The organism is Synechococcus sp. CC9902, from assembly GCF_000012505.1.
Lineage (GTDB): Bacteria > Cyanobacteriota > Cyanobacteriia > PCC-6307 > Cyanobiaceae > Parasynechococcus.
Window position 1 is genome coordinate 451,374 of sequence record NC_007513.1, and the last position, 12,065, is coordinate 463,438.

A 12,065-nucleotide genomic window follows, 5' to 3' on the forward strand; every position below is an offset into this window, starting at 1 on the left:
CCCTTTGTGGCGGCTAGAACATTACGTAAATCTTAAGACGCTGATGGTTCGGAGGGTCCTGGCCGGTAAAAAAACGTTGCGCTGCAGATGTTTTAAGTATTTACAACTGGTGATACGCCCGTGAGATTTCATGCTGCCACTATGCCTCCGGTCTCCATATCTGACACCGAAGACCAGTACTTGCACTGCTTGGTGAGATGTTCACCCTGTTGCAGCTGACCTCTGCGGAGGTTGCAGCCAAGGACCGTGCGGTAATGCTGGTCAGCGCCGTAAGTGAAGTGTTGGCAGGTCATGCAGATGCATGCCCCTGATGGGGACGCGGAAGACTGGCATCGCTTACCGGCATAACTCTCCTTCAGACGGGTAAGTAATCAGCCGCCCTTGCAATACCTGACCCTTTCTGGAGACAACGGTGGATCCCAGCCGGTTTTGGGGGTCAATACGCAGATTGCCGAAGGGATGGTCTGAATCAACATGCAGAACGCAATGACTAACAGAGCAAAGCCAGTGCCGGGAGCGTGGATGTTGGCTTGGAACCAAGGTTTGTTTGGCATGCAGGGAAATTTGGGTTGGTCAACCGTTGTCGCAATCGCAGATGTTCGCGATGACGTTTAACTCAGTAAGTTCTACACATCAGCAATGATGAAGCATGGATTGCTGAAAATGTGATGGTCAATTGCCAACGATGACCGGTGGGGTTCCACCCTGAATACCAGGAACAACTTTAGTTGTACCGTCCCATTTGTCTAGAAATAACTTATACAAAACCTGATTATTTAATCCCCTATTGAGGGTTTCAAACTTAAGGGCTTCTTGCTCTGCAATTTTCACTTCAGTTTTCGCTCTTAGTAATTGTTGCTCTGCAATTTGTTTTTGCTCAATAGCTGATCGGTATTCTTCCGCAATCTTTAGGCCGGTAAGATCTAATCCCTTAACCGCAACATAGTCAAACTTATTGAGCTCTTTTGCTACACTTTTTTCAACCAAGGTAGATATCGTATTCCAATCGGTAGCGATCGTATTTAGTTCATATTTCGAAAACACCGACTTCAAGGATTTAAGGAGAGATGGCTGAATAACGCGGCCATAAATACTATCGTCGTTGCTGGCAATCGTGTTGTAGATACGAGGCGCTTCGTCTGGTTTTACTGCAAATTTAACCGTAGCAGTCGCCTCAATGACCTGAAGATCCTTGGTGAGTGTTGAGAATTTCTCAGGTACAACTTTTGTCCTTACGCTAAAGAGATGTGAGCTCTGAATAAAGGGCAGTTTAAGATTTAGGCCTGGAAGCCTAGGGGTTTTTGAGACCTTCCCAAGGGTAGTAACAACACCAACCTTTCCAGCAGGAACAACAAATACACTCGAAAGAATCACAATCCCACCTACGGCCAGCACGGTTATTCCTAGAAGGCTTTTCGACATCTGCTGGCTTTGTCCTTGAGGGAACGATCTCATTTCAAATTTGATTTTTCAAATCCTAGCCGCGCAAGACCATATGGTGGTAGAAAGCTGAAACCCTTAGTATTTTAATGAATTTCTCTGCTGTCGATATAAATTTCTTCCAGTTCTCGATTTAAGCACCAACGAAATTCATTTAAAAAATTTAGATCAACATTGGCACATTTTGCATGCGCTTTATCGAATGTTTCATTAAAGACTTTCTCGGATACATAGGCTGCGTCAGCCTTGGTGGTGTCGAGGAGTGAGTGTGCCCCCAGAACCAGTGTGATCAGTAGAAGATGTTTCATCGGGGTTCTCTGGATTGATCCAGTGTGACCCATGTGAGATACCAACTCTGATCTTTGCTCCCAAAATGGAAAAGCACTAGCGATTGATGCCGAACGGCCGTAAGGCCATTGCCTCAAGCATCCTCAGCTAAGCCAGCGGTCAGCTATCTGGCTGTACTCAATTCAGCAATCACCTCGACACCATTTTTTGCTGGGTGGTTGAACGGATATTTGGTTCGCAACTGTCGGTCTTATTTCTGGTGGTGGAGGTGGTAGCAGCTGTGGGAATGGAGCAACTGGAAGACGACGAGACCCCCAATTTGCGTCGTATGGAATAACGACAAGACGGATGGGTTCAGCAGCCTGAACAGCTCCCGCCGAGATAAGCAAGAAAGCGCAAAGCGGGTACAGAGCTTTTCTCATTGGTGAATGATCTTCTGACGAATTCTTCGCTGATGTCAGCTTTGAACACTTTGGGGTATTCAAAACGTGTTATCGCAGCTCGACACCCTTGCCGCGGTAGAAGGCAAAGCGTTCACGGATCGACTCAGCGTCGGGCTTGGGAGTGTCGTAGGCCCAAACGGCATTGCTGATCTCTTGATCTCCAACCACCACATTCCAGTAGCGGGCTGTTCCCTTCCAGCCGCAAACGGTTGTGAGATCTGACTCGCGAAAGAAATCCGTCGCCATTGACGCGTGAGGGAAATAAGGATTTCCATCGACCATCACGATGTCATCGCTGAAAGCCAGCACAGTTCCGTTGAAGATCGCCGGCATGGCTTGGACCTGGTTTCATTGGGCGAAAGGCTAGGAAGCTGTCCGACATTCATGCGTCGACCCAACGTTGCGCGGTGCATGAAGCAGCAGGTTGGGATGGAGCACTTGGGGCGTTGTTGAGTGTCTGCAGGGATATCACTTCAGTGCTAAGACCCTCACCGTTGCAGGCTCACAACGCCAGAAAGTGACGGCTGATGCCATCAGGCACGAATAACATATTCATTTAACGACTTTTGCATAACTGCTTGATAGGGTTAATTTGTTAGTTATTTAGTCATGACAGACATCACAGACAAGTACGAAAAGTACAAGGTCCCCTACAGCACCAACGAAAAGCATTCTCCTGATGAATTTGATCCTAAGGAGAATGGTGGTTTAGATAATCCAGCCAATCGTCACAAGGATAAGTTGCTTGACGATATCTGCGATACGCATCCTGGTTCACCCATGTGCAAGGTCTTTGATTGCTGATCAAATTTTATAGTTTTTTCTCTATAAAATTTCAAGAATATTGAAGCAAGTTCTTGCATGTCTTAATTCTTGTTAGATCTTTATATTTCCAGTTGCAATTAATTCTGCAGCTGGAATTTTTTTTCGAGTTTTTAAAACCATTTGTCAAGCTCAACGCGTAAAGCCTTGCTCTAGATCGCGAGATAACACGACTAGTCCTTGTCCTTGCCTCCTTGATTGGGCTGGCGATGAAGCATCAAACTTTGATCGTCGTGGCATGACCTTAAGGAATGAATGGCTTTGAAAATTTAAGAATCAATTCCACACGCTACCGCTTGTAGATCTAAAAATAAATATAGATGTGAGCTCTCTCATTGGAAACGCAAACAAGGAAGGCAGAAGTTGCACACAAGATTATTGAAACTGGCGAAGGCTTGCTCAATATTTTTTGGTATGAGGCTGATGAGCGAAGGGCAGCATCGCTTGAGATCATCGCTCGGACTGCATACACAGCCGAAGAGAGTGCTTGTCATTACTTAGAAACCATCGGCCTTGATAGACAAGGTCGTATCCGAGAAACATTGGAGCTGGCACGATATCAAGATACAAATGAACAAACACATGAAGATATTTTTGCAAGAGATCTCAACGGCCTGAAGAACTGGGGCGACAGATTTCTGGCGCGACATATTGCTGTCATTATTTATTGGGTTTTTGCTATTACAACCCTCATCGACCATGAACTGGCTGCTCTTCTGGGTGAAGCGGTCGAGGTTGAGGCAGTGAAGACCTATAGGAGGATGTTGGTTGAGCAGTCGGATGAGTGGTTGAACCAACCAGCAGTACCCACTGCCCTTCGTTATTGGAATAAGCCGAACAGCATGTGGAGAGTAAGAGGTGATCAGCAACCTCACTCAATGAGGGAAGTTGTTGAAGCCATAGTGAAAGATGAGTCGGATCATGTGCATGCGAATGCTCAGAAAGCCATCGCATTCTGAGGGCGGCTTTCGTTGTGATAGGCATTGATTGACTGTGGATCGAGTCTGGTTAAAGGTTTAACTTTCTTTGTTCAGATTTATTATTCGGGCGAAAAAATACGAATATAGCTGTTATTTGTTTGGACAGATTCATTGCAAATGGATCCTGCAACGAAGTCGTTGTATGGCGTTAGATCTATCGATTTAAATCGCTAGATGAATGTTGTGAAAGAGGTTTTGTCTCTATGCCTTGGCAACGTTCTTTTTAGTGGTGATTGTTTTATGGCCATAGGTCTGAAAGGGATTCGAGCTGTCCGGTGTTGTCGTAGCGCCGCATGATCTGTTGCTGCTGCCCGTTGGCGTCAAGCCATCGCAATCCACAAGCTGTGCAGTCATTCATCTGTCGATCTCGTGCATCAAGCAACACCTCCACCCCAGGCTCCGGCATCCAAATCAGCCAGTTTCCGCAGGGCACTGCTTCGCATTGAATGGGCTGTGAAGGAGGGATGGCTTCGCCCCCACCTTTGGTCTCAATGATGTAAACCACCTGATCAACACCATGGTGTCCATAGCGGGCAACAATTCGCCGACGTTCTTCACCAGAAACAACGCTCAGCTCTCCGACCCAACCAAAAGGTGTGACAGAGCTAGGACCCAGTGACCATGCACCTGCGGCGCTCACCTGCATGGTGAAAGGCACTGTTTCGAAGTTCATCGACCGCTGTTGCCCTGTGCGTTTGTAGGTGAGGCAGCTTTCGATCACACCATTTTGTTCTTGCACATCCAGCGACGTGAGAAATCGATCGTCTTCGATGCCATTGCTATTGAGACGCATAAAACATCCCTGCCATAGCCCCTTGTTGTGCAGCAACAAGGCAGTGCGGGGATCATGCATGGCCTGATGGTTGTGTATCGACTGCCAATGGTGGCGGTTTTAATCAACGGTTGTGAACGGGGCTTCTGCTTTCTTGACGGTTTTCTTTCTCTCTATGATATTCCAGCCTTGGTCTGAGGGGTCGTTGATCACAAAAGGGCTCGGAGATCAGACTCCTTGGTTATTCAACAGATGGGTGTGAAGCTCGCACCGAAGCCTTTGGATTACCCTGTCTTCAGGATCATGTGTGCGAGCCGAAAGGAGGTGGTGATGAATCTCATGAAGTGTTTTCAATTATTCCCCCATAAAAATCATTAGCTGTAGAGCTTCTGACTACTTGCGTCGCAAAGTTAAAAAGACTGGGTTAAACCTCATTGTCAAAATCCTGCGAATATCGCCTGCAAGGCCTATGAGATCTAGCTCAATACCTTTGTGACTCAATGCATTTTTAGTGTCAGGAGCGACGAGTTGCATGACTCCTTGATTATGCAGTTATTTCAAACATCAGAATTATTCCTTCAGCAACCATGCTTTGCAACGCAGTATGACGATGGGCATGAAAATACTTAATTCCGTTAATTTATAGATCCCATTTTTGGACAGTGTTATTTGCTTACAATCTTGAAACGTCGTTTCTTGGTTGATACTCTTATGCGGCGACGTGTTCTTTCTTTTGCTTTGGTTGGCTGTGTGGTGATTGTTTCGTCACCTTGAGCTCTTTTGGTGGCATTGATTTTTGTCTTTCGTTTGCGGCTGAAATTGCGTCTTTTGCTTGCTCTAATAAACTTGCTTGCCTTAAAGATGTAAATTTACTTACAGAAAGCGACATGGATATTGTCGATCGACTAACAGATTTAATAAATTTTAATTTGAATTCGTCTCTATATGATCGGTGCGACAGCGGAGTTGAAAATATTTTTGTGGATAACCATAAAAACAACTACGAGTTGTTTCAATGACCCGCATTCTTGCTGTTTGCATCCCTATGCAGGGTGGGGGGTGCTGTTTCACGCCCTGCAGAAAGCACGTGCTTCCCTAAGGCTTGATGTGCTTTGGAGGCGAAAATGCAATGGCGAATGGTGGCTTGAACTCATTTTTTATTGTCTTTATGCAATATAGTTATTTGCTTTTTTGGTGCCTTGATTTAATAAATCATCGTATTTAGTATCTTGTGAGTCTATTATTTTCGGCTAAACCCGAGTGTCTGATGTGGTTGTTGGGGAATTGAGGTCAATGTAATCTTGCACTTCTGGATTCATCTCCCAGCTTCCTTCGTATAAGCCAGCGCCGCATGCTGTTCTGTGTTTGCAGGCAAAGCATGGGTGACCATAGCAATTCTTAGAAACCCTCTTATCTGTTTTTACTCCACGGAAAGTCAATAGCGAGTTGATGTATCCACAGCATTCAGAATGTTTATGAATATATGATCCGATAGCTTCATACATCACTTCTGACATGGTCATGTCCCATGCATTCGCGTAGTCCTTGAGGACAGCATGGAATTGGTCAGGCATTTGAACTTGTACCTTCTTCACGTTAATTCGGTCGACATTTAATTCTTCCCATTTGTAGCAAATGATTCATTGTTGATTGTCTTGCCTGATACCAATTCATTGGTTGCTCTCTTGGAAGCCAGGTCCGAATTTCGATTCACGCGGTTGAGATCAATGCATCTCTACCGGTGGAGTGGTTCTGGTTCTTTCGATTGCTGTAGTTGTTAGCAAACTTGGCATTGTTCTGTTGTTCGGTCTCCTGACGGTTGTCTCCCTCACAGTGGCGAGGAGTAGTTGCGAGATTGGTGAAAATAATACATTGAACAATGACAACTGAAATCCGTAATTGGGCCGTTGTTGCAGCAGCAATGGAAGCGAACGGCGCTACCAATAGTGAAATGTATCGCCGTGCCAAAGCCCTGGCTCAAGGCCAAGCCGATCCGATGCCAACAAGCGATCCAGCAGCGCCCTTCAGTATTACAACCGCCTGATTGATCCGTCTCATCGACGAAGCCCCAATTCGCCCTGAGAATTCAAATTACTTTCTTGTTATGACTAATCATCATTTATCAGTCGAGCAAAGGTTTCACCTCGAAGCAGCATTTCGCGAGATCGATGCCTGCGATGATATCGAGAAGCTTCGCTCTCTCACCAAGCAGATCATCACCGCTCAGGAAAACGACAAAGCGTTTGCACGTGAAGCCATGGTTCAAGTCCGGAAGGAAATGGAGGCTGCAGCAAGTCAGCGCTTCGGTTTCAACTGGGGGCAGTAGCCATTGCCTGGCTTGTATGAAGTCGTATGAGCTCGAATGGTGGGGCCGTACGACTTCTTGAGCATGAGCCTGTGAGGCTCTGAACTTTCGGATATCGACGCCGTTAGGCCATCCATCAACCTTGCGAAGCTTTTGGCTTCACTTCAATTACGACGCTGACGTGTCGTCTGGCTGATTGGAGTGACCTTGGTCCTGTCCAACCTGGCGCTTCAGCCACGCAAGCCATTCCTGGTATTCAGCTTCAGCCTGATTTGCCCGCCGATACATCTCCATGAGTTCTGCCAAAGATTCCCTCGGGATGCCAATGGTCTAGTTGTACTGGTTCTAGCTCTGTCAAACAGGTTGAAAACCTAAAGGTCGGCAGCTCTTCCACCTTGCCCGTTTTTCCAAGTTTCACGTTCCACGGTTGAACTAATCAGCTGCCTTTAGCTATAGGCAGCTGGATGTCGAGGAGTTCATAGAAGCTTCGCTATGTCGATGTCAGAAATTGATTGATCGATTGTTTGAGCTATTTTTATTTATTGTTGTTGTGATGCGCAAAAAAATATGATCAGAGTTGAGTTGCTAGCGGCAAGAATCCCAGGTATCACCGGAATGATTGCTGATCACTATTGGTGTGTTGTTTTGCGTGGTTGCAAGGCAAAACCTCACCACACTTTTGATCGTTGGGAGGTGTGGCAACATCCGTACCAGAATGATTCAAGTTGGGGATATCTTCACAAGAATCTTTTGCCTCCCTATCAAGGAGTTGGGAGCGGACCCTCTCGATTAGTACGCCAATGGTTGGATAAAGAGGCTTTATTCATTGCGGGGAGAATTGAATCATCCCCAAGCAACTACCCATTGATTCAACAATATGCATACTGGCCTGGCCCCAATAGCAACACCTTTGCGCAATGGGTTGTTCGAGATCAAATGACACTCGGAAGCCGAGCTATTGGAAGAGGCTTTCCTGTGCCAAATTCGGGCTGAGCAGCAGATCGCTCCATTCAGAGATCACGTCACTGCGCTTGGTTCGGTGATTGTGTTAGTTATGGATCACGCCAAAGCGCCCGATAAAGGGACCACTGCGCGAGAACCGATAACCGTTTTTTCAATGAACAGAAGATCACTCACTCCAGAGCGGGGAGACTCAGCTTCGCGAGTTAATGCCGCCAAGCCAACCAAAAAGCAACCAGAATTAATCACCTGGGAAGAAATTATTGGCAAGCGCTAGATGTAGCTCTTAATTTGAACCGATGGCGCTAGATGTGGCGTCTATAAAATTGCCTGCTTCATTTCAGTGGATTTTGCGATGTCTTGCTCGTCTGTCGTTTGTCGATCTTCAGCTTTTTGGCATCGTTGAAAAGCTCATAATCCTGTTTGGCGTGTCTAGGGCATGCCGGGATAAGAGGCATGAAGCCTTTGCTTCTCCTGAGCAAATCAACCTCATACTGCGAAACCGTCAGGTCTTTGCATGAAGCTCTCCCTTACCCTCCCTCTGATCGGTTGCACGATCGCGATGGCAAGCATGGTGATTTGGTTCGCAACCAAGGCGTCTGTCGTGTTCTGACGATCAGGATTTTCCAAACAGCTTCTCCAAGGCATTCCGTTCGTTTTGAAGTGAATTGGCCCGCATCGGTTTGCCGATGGGTCGTGGCTGCCGAGGACGATTCAAAAAAACTTTGCTGAGCCACCAAACCTGAAGACCCACAAAAAGGATTGCCACCAGCCCTAGCTCAAATGCTCCCTGCATCAGTAGTGCTTGCCCCTGTTCTCAAGGGCATCACGTTTGAAGCATTCCAATTCCGCCGGTGTATGGAGCGGTGGCTTCTGATGTCCGCCTGTTAGGCGCTGAAGCAGAACGAGGAGTCGTTTCATTGCACCACTCTGCCTCTGCTCTTCAGGTTTGGCACTGCCACCTTTTTGACTATCCCCTCAACCCATGGGCGGACATGAAAAAAACGCTCCTTAAAGGACTCTTTGATGCGGTTTTAAACGATGTTTCTGGCCATGTCGACGTCCATTTCTGCTCTAAAAAAGAATTGATGGCACGAGAGAACAGTCAGTTCTCGTAAACCTTGCAGCCAGGCGCTGTTGGAGAGGCTTCACGCTTTTCATCTCAGTCCATGTCGCTGCTTTTTGATCCATCGTGTTTCAGCTGATTGTCCTGGGTTGTTATGAGCTCTGCTCAACAGTTTGAGACTAAAGCCGAATTGGGTTGTGGGTTTTTCTCATTCAGTTCGTTGCTTCGCGTTGTTATAGCAAGCATCGGAGCGGCTAGAGATGGCCCTTTATGCATCTGCCCGAGTTGTTTCAGACGATCCAACTTCTGAATCATTGGTTGAAGGTCATATCGAAGTGGCGCGACTGTCTCTCTAATGCACGAATTTTTCGCATCCAAGGCATTTTGTTTTTTTTCTATATAAAAAGCAAAATGTGATCATGCTGCTTAAGAAATAGTCACTCCTGGGCATTATTTGCGTAAACATGTATGTCTTTATCTTCTTTTTGCTTGCAGAGCGGTTTTCTATTTCTTGCATACTTGATAAATAGAGTATTATCAATCTTGCTTTAGTTTAAGCGGTTAATGATTTCTTCTCAGTCGATAATTACGAAGTTTGGTGGAGAGCGGACCACAGGTCATCCCGCTAAGTTTGATCGAAAGTCACCGATCAAAGTCGCATCCACGAGCGCTGAGTTCCTACAGGCTAGCTGTGAAAAAATGAGTCTTCCCATGGGGCCAAGGCTGCATGAGGAATGTGAGACCAAAGTGCCAAGGGGAGAGCTTGCTGATTCTTCCACTGAAGCTTGCCAAAAGGCTATCGAGGCTGCTTATGCCCATGTATATGGCAATGCTCATCTCATGGATTATGAGCGTTCAGTTGAGTTGGAATCCCAACTTTTAAACGGTGAAATAGCCATAAAAGACTTTGTTAAAGGGATCGCAAAATCCGAGTTTTATCAGCGTAATTTTTATACTAATTGTTCTCCAATGCGGACCATTGAGCTGGATTTTAAGCATCTGCTTGGTAGGGTTCCTTATAGTCAATCAGAAATTTCCAGCCTCATTGCTCTCCAGGCTGAATCTGGGCATGGAGCTGTGATAGATGCAATGGTTGATTCTGCTGAGTATTTGGAAACGTTTGGTAAGCATACGGTCCCATATATGCGTTCATGGAAGTCATCTGCTGGTGCTCCCCAGGTTACATTTAATCGAACAGCTGCTATGTCGCTCGGTTATGCCTACTCGGACAAGGCGATTGGTGCTGCGAGTCAATTGAATCAGTCATTCTCATCGCAGCCCAATAATATTATTGTATTTCCGAATGGAAGTGATCTGGAATACATGGAAATGTCGATGGCATGGTCTGGTGGTAGGCCGCCTAAGATTGCCACCAAGATTGCTACGGTTCTAACAATCGCTGGCCTGATTGAAGTGACCCGTGTTGTTGCGATTGTGGCTTTCTCTGCGGTCGCAAGTTAGGAAAGTTCTTGCAAATTCTTGTTTAACTCCACAAGAATGATCGGTGTCAACTCTCTGGGCTTTACTCCATCATTACGTTGCTTTGGTCCAACCCACGTGACTAGAAGTGAATACTCCGTTCTTTAGTGCAAGAGGGTTTGATTAAGCCCTGTCGTAAGACAGGGCTTTTGATGAGTTAATGATGAAGCCCATTGCTTGGCATGATCAAGCTGGAATGTCGATGATACTTATCGATTCTCGAAAGACGACTGCGAGTAAATATTGGCTAATAAGTTCATTTCCACATAAGTTTAATTGGGTGTCATTTGATGCACAGCCAAAAACTTGATTCGACAAAATATTCGAAAGATGATTTCCAAATGATTGAAGAAATCAAATTGCCTTGTAGTGAGTTGCCTATCCAGCAGACGCAGGACGGAAAGTTCCTTGTTTGCCTCTCTGAGGGTGTCTGTCTGGAGTTTCTAGGCCTATGGGAGGCCCAAGATCATTTGAGAAGCCTTGAGCTCTGTGGACTAACGATCAAGCGATGGACTACTGAACCGTCTTGGTGAAGCTATTGGATGGGATTGACAGGCTTTGTCTTATGCAGTGATCAAGGTCGTGAGCCTTCATGAAGAAGGAATCTTGGGAGTAACCATGGTGATTGGTGATTTACGGCCCTCATATTTTCCTTTTGATATGTTTCATTTGAGGATGCAGAGGACACGCAAGCGCATGGAATGGCTTGTGCTTACCGTCGAGAATGAGAGTTCCCATCGGTTCAGCATTCATCGGGTCAAACTTCATCGGAATTTCTGCTCAACGTTTATCTGTTCTAACCAGATCGATCCGGTAACGGCTGATGACTGACCTTCAGAAGTTTGTATGGACCATCGCCTTCGGTGGGCTGTATCTCATCGCTGGTATTCGTGCGTGCAACTGGCTGACCAGTCTGCTTGGCGACCTCAACGTCGTTGCGCAATTTTTGATGTTGCCCTTTATAGCTTTGCTGATCGCAGCACCTGGAAGCTTTCTCGTATTCAAGCTCTGGGAAAAAGGTTGATGTTGAAGTCGAAAATAGCGATTGGTCTATTCATCTTGGTTGTTTGTCCTCTGCAATTGGAGGCCTCCACCCTCCTTCGTGTGATTGATGGAGACAGTGTGATCGCAAGGATTCATGGTAAGCAAACCAAGATTCGTCTGGCCTGTATCGACGCACCTGAGATAGGCCAGTCTCCCTATGGACGAATTGCTAGGAACACATTAATCGGTCTTCTACCTAGTCATTCAATCATCAAAGTCCAGCCGATTAATTATGATAAATACGGTCGACTTGTTGCTAATATTTTCACTATTGGCGGAATCAATATTGGCGAAGAGTTAATTCGTCTTGGGTTAGTTTTTGTGTATCAAGCGAATGAATCTCACTGTGATGGCCCGAAGCTTCTTTTGATAGAGGATCAAGCTCGTCAATCGCGGATCGGCATATGGAAGGATGCTCCACAAGGGATAACGAGGCCATGGCTCTACAGATAATGAATGAACTATC

The 12,065-nt window shown here is 46.1% G+C and carries 19 protein-coding genes; 12 read left to right on the forward strand and 7 right to left on the reverse strand.

Annotation, left to right across the window (positions count from 1 at the left end; all coding sequences use genetic code 11):
• Positions 1-128 precede the first annotated feature (128 nt).
• The 3 genes from SYNCC9902_RS11950 to SYNCC9902_RS02170 form a co-directional block, all read right to left on the reverse strand.
• Positions 129-293 carry a hypothetical protein gene (locus SYNCC9902_RS11950; RefSeq protein WP_232179245.1) on the reverse strand — a complete coding sequence of 55 codons (165 nt, stop codon included), beginning with the start codon at positions 291-293 and terminating at the stop codon, positions 129-131.
• Positions 294-672: 379 nt separating this feature from the next.
• Entirely contained in the window at positions 673-1,455 is a 783-nt protein-coding gene (locus SYNCC9902_RS02165; protein WP_041424772.1) for a prohibitin family protein, read from the reverse strand.
• Between the two features lie 71 nt (positions 1,456-1,526).
• Positions 1,527-1,748, reverse strand: a complete 222-nt coding sequence (locus SYNCC9902_RS02170; protein WP_232179246.1) for a hypothetical protein — start codon at positions 1,746-1,748, stop codon at positions 1,527-1,529.
• Positions 1,749-1,942: 194 nt separating this feature from the next.
• Here SYNCC9902_RS02170 and SYNCC9902_RS12920 point away from each other — a divergent pair, with 194 nt between their 5' ends.
• Positions 1,943-2,065, forward strand: a complete 123-nt coding sequence (locus tag SYNCC9902_RS12920) for a hypothetical protein (protein WP_255346180.1) — start codon at positions 1,943-1,945, stop codon at positions 2,063-2,065.
• Between the two features lie 154 nt (positions 2,066-2,219).
• On the opposite strand, the gene SYNCC9902_RS02175 is transcribed toward SYNCC9902_RS12920, so the two are convergent.
• On the reverse strand, positions 2,220-2,504 hold the full coding sequence (locus SYNCC9902_RS02175) for a DUF427 domain-containing protein (RefSeq protein ID WP_011359257.1): 285 nt from the start codon (positions 2,502-2,504) through the stop codon (positions 2,220-2,222).
• A 276-nt stretch (positions 2,505-2,780) separates the two neighbouring features.
• On the opposite strand from SYNCC9902_RS02175, the gene SYNCC9902_RS02180 reads away from it, so the two are divergent.
• Both SYNCC9902_RS02180 and SYNCC9902_RS02185 read left to right on the forward strand, forming a co-directional pair.
• Positions 2,781-2,975, forward strand: a complete 195-nt coding sequence (locus tag SYNCC9902_RS02180) for a hypothetical protein (RefSeq protein ID WP_009790555.1) — start codon at positions 2,781-2,783, stop codon at positions 2,973-2,975.
• Between the two features lie 353 nt (positions 2,976-3,328).
• Complete coding sequence (locus SYNCC9902_RS02185; protein WP_011359258.1) at positions 3,329-3,952, forward strand: alternative oxidase; 624 nt, start codon at positions 3,329-3,331, stop codon at positions 3,950-3,952.
• Positions 3,953-4,211: 259 nt separating this feature from the next.
• On the opposite strand, the gene SYNCC9902_RS02190 is transcribed toward SYNCC9902_RS02185, so the two are convergent.
• Both SYNCC9902_RS02190 and SYNCC9902_RS12330 read right to left on the reverse strand, forming a co-directional pair.
• Positions 4,212-4,826, reverse strand: coding sequence for a DUF3598 family protein (locus tag SYNCC9902_RS02190; protein WP_041424774.1), 615 nt, complete (start codon positions 4,824-4,826; stop codon positions 4,212-4,214).
• Positions 4,827-5,454: 628 nt separating this feature from the next.
• On the reverse strand, positions 5,455-5,634 hold the full coding sequence (locus SYNCC9902_RS12330; RefSeq protein ID WP_156771036.1) for a hypothetical protein: 180 nt from the start codon (positions 5,632-5,634) through the stop codon (positions 5,455-5,457).
• A 990-nt stretch (positions 5,635-6,624) separates the two neighbouring features.
• Between SYNCC9902_RS12330 and SYNCC9902_RS12650 the strand changes: the two genes are divergently transcribed.
• The 5 genes from SYNCC9902_RS12650 (at position 6,625) to SYNCC9902_RS02205 (ending at position 8,531) form a co-directional block, all read left to right on the forward strand.
• Positions 6,625-6,789 (forward strand): hypothetical protein, encoded by a 165-nt coding sequence (locus SYNCC9902_RS12650; RefSeq protein ID WP_198001746.1) that lies wholly within the window; start codon positions 6,625-6,627, stop codon positions 6,787-6,789.
• Positions 6,790-7,071 carry a hypothetical protein gene (locus SYNCC9902_RS02195; protein ID WP_011359261.1) on the forward strand — a complete coding sequence of 94 codons (282 nt, stop codon included), beginning with the start codon at positions 6,790-6,792 and terminating at the stop codon, positions 7,069-7,071. It begins immediately after the preceding gene.
• Positions 7,072-7,665: 594 nt separating this feature from the next.
• Complete coding sequence (locus tag SYNCC9902_RS02200; RefSeq protein ID WP_011359262.1) at positions 7,666-8,043, forward strand: DUF3750 domain-containing protein; 378 nt, start codon at positions 7,666-7,668, stop codon at positions 8,041-8,043.
• Positions 8,009-8,287, forward strand: coding sequence for a hypothetical protein (locus SYNCC9902_RS12655; protein WP_198001785.1), 279 nt, complete (start codon positions 8,009-8,011; stop codon positions 8,285-8,287). The genes SYNCC9902_RS02200 and SYNCC9902_RS12655 overlap by 35 nt, the downstream gene beginning before the upstream one ends.
• A 22-nt stretch (positions 8,288-8,309) precedes the next feature.
• Positions 8,310-8,531 carry a hypothetical protein gene (locus SYNCC9902_RS02205; RefSeq protein WP_041424778.1) on the forward strand — a complete coding sequence of 74 codons (222 nt, stop codon included), beginning with the start codon at positions 8,310-8,312 and terminating at the stop codon, positions 8,529-8,531.
• A 95-nt stretch (positions 8,532-8,626) separates the two neighbouring features.
• Here the strand turns inward: SYNCC9902_RS02205 and SYNCC9902_RS02210 are convergent, their stop codons facing one another.
• On the reverse strand, positions 8,627-8,806 hold the full coding sequence (locus SYNCC9902_RS02210; RefSeq protein ID WP_041424780.1) for a hypothetical protein: 180 nt from the start codon (positions 8,804-8,806) through the stop codon (positions 8,627-8,629).
• 70 nt (positions 8,807-8,876) lie between these two features.
• Here SYNCC9902_RS02210 and SYNCC9902_RS02215 point away from each other — a divergent pair, with 70 nt between their 5' ends.
• The 4 genes from SYNCC9902_RS02215 to SYNCC9902_RS02235 all read left to right on the forward strand — a co-directional run bounded on the left by SYNCC9902_RS02215 (position 8,877) and on the right by SYNCC9902_RS02235 (position 12,052).
• Entirely contained in the window at positions 8,877-9,128 is a 252-nt protein-coding gene (locus tag SYNCC9902_RS02215; RefSeq protein WP_156771037.1) for a hypothetical protein, read from the forward strand.
• A 512-nt stretch (positions 9,129-9,640) separates the two neighbouring features.
• Positions 9,641-10,537: a phycobilisome rod-core linker polypeptide gene (locus tag SYNCC9902_RS02220; RefSeq protein WP_011359263.1), complete on the forward strand. Its 897-nt coding sequence runs from the start codon at positions 9,641-9,643 to the stop codon at positions 10,535-10,537.
• 841 nt (positions 10,538-11,378) lie between these two features.
• Positions 11,379-11,579: a hypothetical protein gene (locus SYNCC9902_RS02230; RefSeq protein ID WP_041424789.1), complete on the forward strand. Its 201-nt coding sequence runs from the start codon at positions 11,379-11,381 to the stop codon at positions 11,577-11,579.
• 56 nt (positions 11,580-11,635) lie between these two features.
• Positions 11,636-12,052 carry a thermonuclease family protein gene (locus SYNCC9902_RS02235; RefSeq protein ID WP_232179247.1) on the forward strand — a complete coding sequence of 139 codons (417 nt, stop codon included), beginning with the start codon at positions 11,636-11,638 and terminating at the stop codon, positions 12,050-12,052.
• The last annotated feature ends 13 nt before the right edge of the window (positions 12,053-12,065 follow it).

Excerpts from the sequence above, each read along its gene's own strand:
- SYNCC9902_RS11950 (WP_232179245.1), bottom strand. The coding sequence starts at position 293 with ATGACCTGCCAACACTTCACTTACGGCGCTGACCAGCATTACCGCACG.
- SYNCC9902_RS02165 (WP_041424772.1), bottom strand. The coding sequence starts at position 1,455 with ATGAGATCGTTCCCTCAAGGACAAAGCCAGCAGATGTCGAAAAGCCTT.
- SYNCC9902_RS02170 (WP_232179246.1), bottom strand. The coding sequence starts at position 1,748 with ATGAAACATCTTCTACTGATCACACTGGTTCTGGGGGCACACTCACTC.
- SYNCC9902_RS02175 (WP_011359257.1), bottom strand. The coding sequence starts at position 2,504 with ATGCCGGCGATCTTCAACGGAACTGTGCTGGCTTTCAGCGATGACATC.
- SYNCC9902_RS02180 (WP_009790555.1), top strand. The coding sequence starts at position 2,781 with ATGACAGACATCACAGACAAGTACGAAAAGTACAAGGTCCCCTACAGC.
- SYNCC9902_RS02190 (WP_041424774.1), bottom strand. The coding sequence starts at position 4,826 with ATGCATGATCCCCGCACTGCCTTGTTGCTGCACAACAAGGGGCTATGG.
- SYNCC9902_RS12330 (WP_156771036.1), bottom strand. The coding sequence starts at position 5,634 with ATGTCGCTTTCTGTAAGTAAATTTACATCTTTAAGGCAAGCAAGTTTA.
- SYNCC9902_RS12650 (WP_198001746.1), top strand. The coding sequence starts at position 6,625 with ATGACAACTGAAATCCGTAATTGGGCCGTTGTTGCAGCAGCAATGGAA.
- SYNCC9902_RS02200 (WP_011359262.1), top strand. The coding sequence starts at position 7,666 with ATGATTGCTGATCACTATTGGTGTGTTGTTTTGCGTGGTTGCAAGGCA.
- SYNCC9902_RS02205 (WP_041424778.1), top strand. The coding sequence starts at position 8,310 with ATGGCGCTAGATGTGGCGTCTATAAAATTGCCTGCTTCATTTCAGTGG.
- SYNCC9902_RS02210 (WP_041424780.1), bottom strand. The coding sequence starts at position 8,806 with ATGCAGGGAGCATTTGAGCTAGGGCTGGTGGCAATCCTTTTTGTGGGT.
- SYNCC9902_RS02220 (WP_011359263.1), top strand. The coding sequence starts at position 9,641 with ATGATTTCTTCTCAGTCGATAATTACGAAGTTTGGTGGAGAGCGGACC.
- SYNCC9902_RS02230 (WP_041424789.1), top strand. The coding sequence starts at position 11,379 with ATGACTGACCTTCAGAAGTTTGTATGGACCATCGCCTTCGGTGGGCTG.